Here is a 5506-nt window from a genome sequence, read left to right as displayed (position 1 = left end):
GGTCCCGCTCCCCCCCCCGGTCCGGTGCCCGGAGGGGCGCCAGGGGCGCCAGGGGTCCCCGGGTCCGGGGCGTGCCGTAGGCTCACGTGAAAATCGTTGCGCCGAAGCCGCGCGGACCACGAGCGGGGCGGGGAGTACCCAGAGCAGATGAGCACGGCACCGAGCACCGAGTCGTCCAGCACCGAGTCGTCCAGCGTCGAGCCGGAAGCGTCCGAGGCGGCGCCGGCGGCGGCAGCCGAGGAGCGGACGGGCCGGGTGCCCGGGCGGTTCGGGGCCCTGGTGGACCGCTTCGGGCCCGCGCTGGGCGCGTACGCGGTGGTCAAGGCGATCGGCCTGACCGTCTTCCTGCTGCTGCTCTCGCACACCGGCGACTACCTGAGGAAGCAGCCGGGCCGCGGCGGCGGCGACCACGCCTGGGACGTGCTGGGCACCTGGGACGGCGTCTGGTACCAGCGGATCGCCGAGAACGGGTACGACCCGCAGCTGATCCCGCTGCACGGCTTCCCGCTGGCCACCTACTACGAGAACTCGGCCGCCTTCTTCCCGCTCTACCCCTGGCTGATGCGGCTGGTCGGCGCCGTCACCGGGCTCGGCCCGTACGGCTCCGGGATCGCCGTCTCGGTGCTCGCCTCGCTGGTCGCGGCGGCCGGCATCTTCGCCATCGCCGAGCGGCTCGGCGGCTTCCGGGCGGGTGTGATCGCCGCGGTGCTCTGGGGCCTGTTCCCGGGCTCCGGGGTGGAGTGGGCGGTCTACTCGGACTCGCTGTTCGTCGCGCTGTCCGCCTGGGCCTGCTACTGCGTGATGACCCGCCGCTGGCTCGCGGCCGGCCTGCTGGCGCTGGTGGCGGGCCTCAACCGGCCGACCGCCGCCGCGCTGATCGCCGCCGTCTCGATCGCCGCGCTGGTCGCGCTGGTCCGCCGCACCGACGGGGTGGCCCGCCCGCTGACCGCGATGCTGATCACCCCCTGGGGCCTGATCGGCTACGTCGCCTGGGTCGGCTGGCGGATGGGCGACTGGGGCGGCTACTTCAAGCTCCAGTCGGGCGCCTGGAACCGGTACTTCGACGGCGGCGCCTCGACCCTGCGCACGATCATGGACGTGATCACCGGGCACTGGGACTTCTGGCAGTCCAACCCCGTCCCGGACCTGATCGCGATCGCGCTGCTGATCGCCCTGCCCGGGCTGCTGGTGCTGCTCTGGCGCACCCGGCCGCCGCTGGTGCTGTGGGTCTACACCGCGCTCACCCTCATCACCGCGCTGAGCAGCAACCAGATCTTCGGCAACATCTCGCGCTACCTGCTGCCCGCCTTCCCGCTCTGCATCGGCCTGGCGATCGCGCTGCGCCGGGTGCGGACCTCCTCGCTGGCCGGGCTGCTGGCGATGCCGGTCCTCGCGGCCGGCTGGTACGCCGGCTATGCGCTGTTCGAGTTGGGCATCCCGTAGCCCCGGCGTTTCGTTGACAACGGGATCATCCGGCAGCAGACGGGTTGCTAACCTCGGAAGCATGACGACGACCCCGCCGCCCGTGCGCCAGATCCGCGACATCTCCGGGCTGATGGACCACGCGAGCCACGTGCTGGCCACCCGGATGGCGGCCGCCTTCACCGAGCTCGGGATCACCCCGCGCGCCTACTGCGTGCTGTTCCACGCGCAGGAGGCCGAGCGCACCCAGATCCAGCTGGCCGAGCTGGCGGACCTGGACAAGACGACCATGGTGGTCACCGTCGACGAGCTGGAGAAGGCGGGCCTGGCCGAGCGCCGCCCGTCCGCGACCGACCGGCGGGCCCGGATCGTCTCCGTCACCGAGGAGGGCGCCCGGGCCGTGCTGCGGGGCACCGCGATCGCCGACCGGGTGCACCGGGAACTGCTGGAGACGCTGCCGCAGCCCGAGCGCGAGGTGTTCCTGGCCGCCCTGACGAACCTGGTCGAGGGCCACCTCGCGGAGCCCGTCGAGGTCGAACGCACCGTCCGCCGCGCCCGCCGCCCCCGGGGGCAGTGACCGGGGCCGGGCGCCGGGCCGTGTGACACAATCCCCGGCTGTGACCATTCGCCTACTGCTCGCGGACGATCAGGAGATGGTCCGTCGCGGCATGCGGCGGATCCTCGAGAACCAGCCGGACATGGAAGTGGTCGGCGAAGCCGGGGACGGCATCGCCGCGGTGCGGGCGGCACGCGAACTCCGGCCCGACGTGGCGCTGGTGGACATCAGGATGCCGCGCATGGACGGTCTGGAGGTCGTCCGTCTGCTCGCCGGCCCCTCGGCGGAGCCGCCGGTCAGGGTCGTCGTCGTCACCACCTTCGACCTCGACGAATACGTGTACCCGGCGCTGCGCCACGGCGCCTCCGGATTCCTGCTCAAGCGCTCGGGCCCGACGCTGCTGGTCGAGGCGGTCCGGGCCGCGATGGCGGGCGACAGCCTGATCAGTCCGTCCGTCACGGTCCGACTGCTCAAGCACGTCACCGGCGGCCGTCCGGGCGGCCCGGCCAGGGTCGAGTCGCTCACCCGGCGGGAGGTGGAGATCGCCGGGAAGGTGGCCGAGGGCAGGACCAACGCCGACATCGCCGGCGAACTGTTCATCTCGGCCGGCACGGTGAAGACCCATGTGGCCAGCATCCAGCGGAAGTTGGGCGTCAAGAACCGGGTCGGCATCGCGGTGCGCGCGTTCGAGATGGGATACGCGACCGGTCGACTGGCGGACTGAGGTACTCCGCGATATCTGCCGAACGGCAGATGGCAGCGGGCCGCGGAACGGCGAGGCTGTCGACCGTGCCCAATTCCAGCCTCCCGGAGGAACCGGTGGTCCCGCGCGAGAAAGCCGCACCCGCCCCGTTCGCCCTCGTCCCTGCCCTCGCCCCTGCCCTCTCCGTCGCCGTGACGCGCGACGGCAGAGAGACGGATCGGGAGGGCTGACGGCGACCGGTTCGACGGGGAAGAAGACGACAATGCTCGAACTGATCGACATCACCAAGGTGTACAAGGGCGGCAAGCGCGCCGTCGACGGCATGACGATGCACCTGAACCCGGGCATGCTGGGCCTGTTGGGGCCCAACGGCGCCGGCAAGTCCTCGCTGATGCGGATCGTGTCCACGGTCACCAGGCCCACCAGCGGCCGGGTCCGGTACGAAGGGGTCGACGTGGTCGCCGACCCGGACCGGCTGCGCCGCGAACTCGGCTACCTGCCACAGGACTTCGGGGTCTACCCGAACCTGACCTCGCGGGAGTTCCTGTCCTACCTGGCGGCCGCCAAGGGCCTCTCCGCGCGCTCCGCCAAAGCCCGGATCGACGAGCTGATCCAGCTGGTGAACCTCACCGAGGCGGTCAAGCGCCCGCTCGGCAAGTACTCCGGAGGCATGCTCCGCCGGGTCGGCATCGCCCAGGCCCTGCTGGCCGACCCCAAGGTGATCGTGGTCGACGAGCCGACGGCCGGCCTCGACCCGGAGGAGCGGGTCCGCTTCCGCAACCTGCTCAGCGACCTCGCGGCCGACCGGGTGGTCATGCTCTCCACCCACATCGTCTCCGACGTCGAGTCGGTGGCCTCCGACATCGCCGTGGTCGCCCAGGGCCGCCTGGTGCGCCGCGGCGCACCCGACGAGCTGCTCCGGGAGATCGACGGGCAGGTCTGGGAGGTCGTGGTCGCCCCCGCCGAGGTGCCGGCCGTGCAGGCCCGGCACGTGGTCAGCCGCATGGTGCGGACCGCGCACGGGGTGCGGTTGCGGCTGCTCGCCCCCGTCCCGCCGAGCCCGGACGCGGTCCGGGTCCCGCCCGACCTGGAGGACGCCTACCTGGGCGTCATCCACGGGTCCGCCGGGCACGCCCCGGCCGAGCGGCAGGCGGTGCAGCGGTGAACGCGCGCGCGCTCGCCGGACTGGTGGCCGGGGACTTCCGCGACCGGGTGCGCCGGCCGGTGTACGCGGTGACCCTGCTGGCCGCGATCGGGCTCGGCTACCTGGCCGTCCCGAGCGTGGACAGCACCTGGGTGATCATGGACGTCGGCGGCGACCGAGGCATCTACAACAGCGCCTACGTCGGCGCGGTCACCTCCCTGGCCGGGGCGCTCTGGCTCACCTTCGGCGGCTTCTACGTGGTGCGCGGCGCCATCGCGCGGGACGGGACCAGCCGGGTCGGCCAGATCCTCGCGGCCACCCCGCTGCGGACGTCGGGCTACCTGTTCGCCAAGTTCCTGAGCAACCTGCTGGTGCTCGCCTCGATGACCGGCGTGCTCGCGGTCACCGCGCTGGTGATGCAGCTGGCCCGCGGTGAGGACCGCTCGGTCGACGTGATCGCCCTGGTCGAGCCGTTCGTACTGCTCTCGCTGCCGGTGATGGCGCTGATCGCCGCGGCCGCGATCCTGTTCGAGACGGTGCCGCCGTTGCGGGCGGGCTTCGGGAACGTGGTCTGGTTCGTGCTGGCCCTGGTGATCTCGATCGGCGGCCAGTCCGGCTCCGCGCCGTTCGGGGGCCTCGGTGTGCACCAGGTCGCGCGGTCGATGAGCGCGGCGTCGGAGAGCCGGCACCCACGGTCCGACGGGAGCGGGTTCAGCCTCGGCCTGACCCAGGTGGCCAAGCCGCTGGGCACCTTCCTCTGGGACGGCTTCGACCCGTCCGGCGGCTTCGTCCTCGGCCGGGTGGCGCTGGTCCTGCTGGCCTGTGCCGTCGCCCTGCTGCCGGCGCTCTGGTTCGGCCGGTTCGACCCGGCCCGCGCGGCCGGCCCGCTGCCCCGGGCGACGACGAGGGCGAAGGCGAAGGCGGAGAGGGCGGCTGACGGCGGGTCCGCCGCCTCGGCGGCCGACCCCTTCGGCACCGCCACCGGGTCGGAGCAGGCCCAGGCCGCCCCCTGGTCCACCGCCCCGGGCGAGCTCCCGCGGACGCGGCCGACGCGGGCCGGAGCCTTCGGGCGCCTGTTGGCCGGAGAGGTCCGGATCCTGCTGCAGGGCGTCTCGCCCTGGTGGTGGGCGGTGGCCGGCGTGCTCACCGCGGCCGGCTTCGCGCTGCCGATGGGCGCCGTGACCGGCATGCTGCTGCCCGGGGTGTGGCTGTGGCCGGTGCTGATCTGGTCGAGGCTGGGCAGTCAGCGGGTCGAGAACGGCCTGGAGGTGCTGCTGGGCGCCTACCCGGCGGCCCGGCGCCGGCTGCTGGCCGAATGGGCGTCCGGGCTGGTGCTCACCGCGGTGACGGGTGCCGCCCCGCTGGCGCGGATGCTGGTGGCGGGTGACGGCCCGGGGGTGGCCTGCTGGTTCGGGGGCGTGCTGTTCATCCCCTCGCTCGCCATGTCCTTGGGGGTGCTGGCCCGTACCCACCGGGTCTTCCAGGCGATCTACCTGCCGATCTGGTACGTCCTCGTCAACAACGTGGCGGCGCTGGATTTCATGGGAGCGGTCCGGGTGCACGGCGAGCCGGCCGGTCCCAGTCCGCTGCTGACCGTGGCGCTGTCCGCGGCGATGCTCGCGGTGGTGTTCCTGGTCGGGGCGGCCCGACGGAACGTCAAGGGATAGCCGGGGAACCGCCG

5 protein-coding genes are annotated in these 5506 nt (G+C 73.1%); all 5 read left to right on the top strand.

What is annotated here, in order from left to right; translation table 11 throughout:
• The first annotated feature begins 147 nt into the window (after positions 1-147).
• The 5 genes from ACFRMQ_RS37460 (at position 148) to ACFRMQ_RS37440 (ending at position 5492) form a co-directional block, all read left to right on the top strand.
• Positions 148-1443 (top strand): glycosyltransferase family 39 protein, encoded by a 1296-nt coding sequence (locus tag ACFRMQ_RS37460; RefSeq protein ID WP_380735329.1) that lies wholly within the window; start codon positions 148-150, stop codon positions 1441-1443.
• Between the two features lie 61 nt (positions 1444-1504).
• Positions 1505-1999 carry a MarR family winged helix-turn-helix transcriptional regulator gene (locus ACFRMQ_RS37455; protein WP_380735328.1) on the top strand — a complete coding sequence of 165 codons (495 nt, stop codon included), beginning with the start codon at positions 1505-1507 and terminating at the stop codon, positions 1997-1999.
• A gap of 40 nt (positions 2000-2039) precedes the next feature.
• Positions 2040-2702: a response regulator gene (locus tag ACFRMQ_RS37450; protein ID WP_380735327.1), complete on the top strand. Its 663-nt coding sequence runs from the start codon at positions 2040-2042 to the stop codon at positions 2700-2702.
• Between the two features lie 241 nt (positions 2703-2943).
• Positions 2944-3846, top strand: a complete 903-nt coding sequence (locus tag ACFRMQ_RS37445; protein WP_380735325.1) for an ABC transporter ATP-binding protein — start codon at positions 2944-2946, stop codon at positions 3844-3846.
• A complete protein-coding gene (locus tag ACFRMQ_RS37440) occupies positions 3843-5492 on the top strand; it encodes a hypothetical protein (protein ID WP_380735324.1) in 1650 nt (549 codons plus the stop codon). Before ACFRMQ_RS37445 ends, ACFRMQ_RS37440 begins: the two co-directional genes overlap by 4 nt.
• The last annotated feature ends 14 nt before the right edge of the window (positions 5493-5506 follow it).

The organism is Kitasatospora sp. NPDC056783 (genome assembly GCF_042789895.1).
In the GTDB taxonomy this organism is placed as follows: Bacteria; Actinomycetota; Actinomycetes; order Streptomycetales; family Streptomycetaceae; genus Kitasatospora.
This window is presented reverse-complemented; position numbering and strand designations above follow the sequence as displayed.

What these genes read in the sequence shown, in the direction of transcription:
- ACFRMQ_RS37460 (WP_380735329.1), top strand. Translation starts at nt 148, where the DNA reads ATGAGCACGGCACCGAGCACCGAGTCGTCCAGCACCGAGTCGTCCAGC.
- ACFRMQ_RS37455 (WP_380735328.1), top strand. Translation starts at nt 1,505, where the DNA reads ATGACGACGACCCCGCCGCCCGTGCGCCAGATCCGCGACATCTCCGGG.
- ACFRMQ_RS37445 (WP_380735325.1), top strand. Translation starts at nt 2,944, where the DNA reads ATGCTCGAACTGATCGACATCACCAAGGTGTACAAGGGCGGCAAGCGC.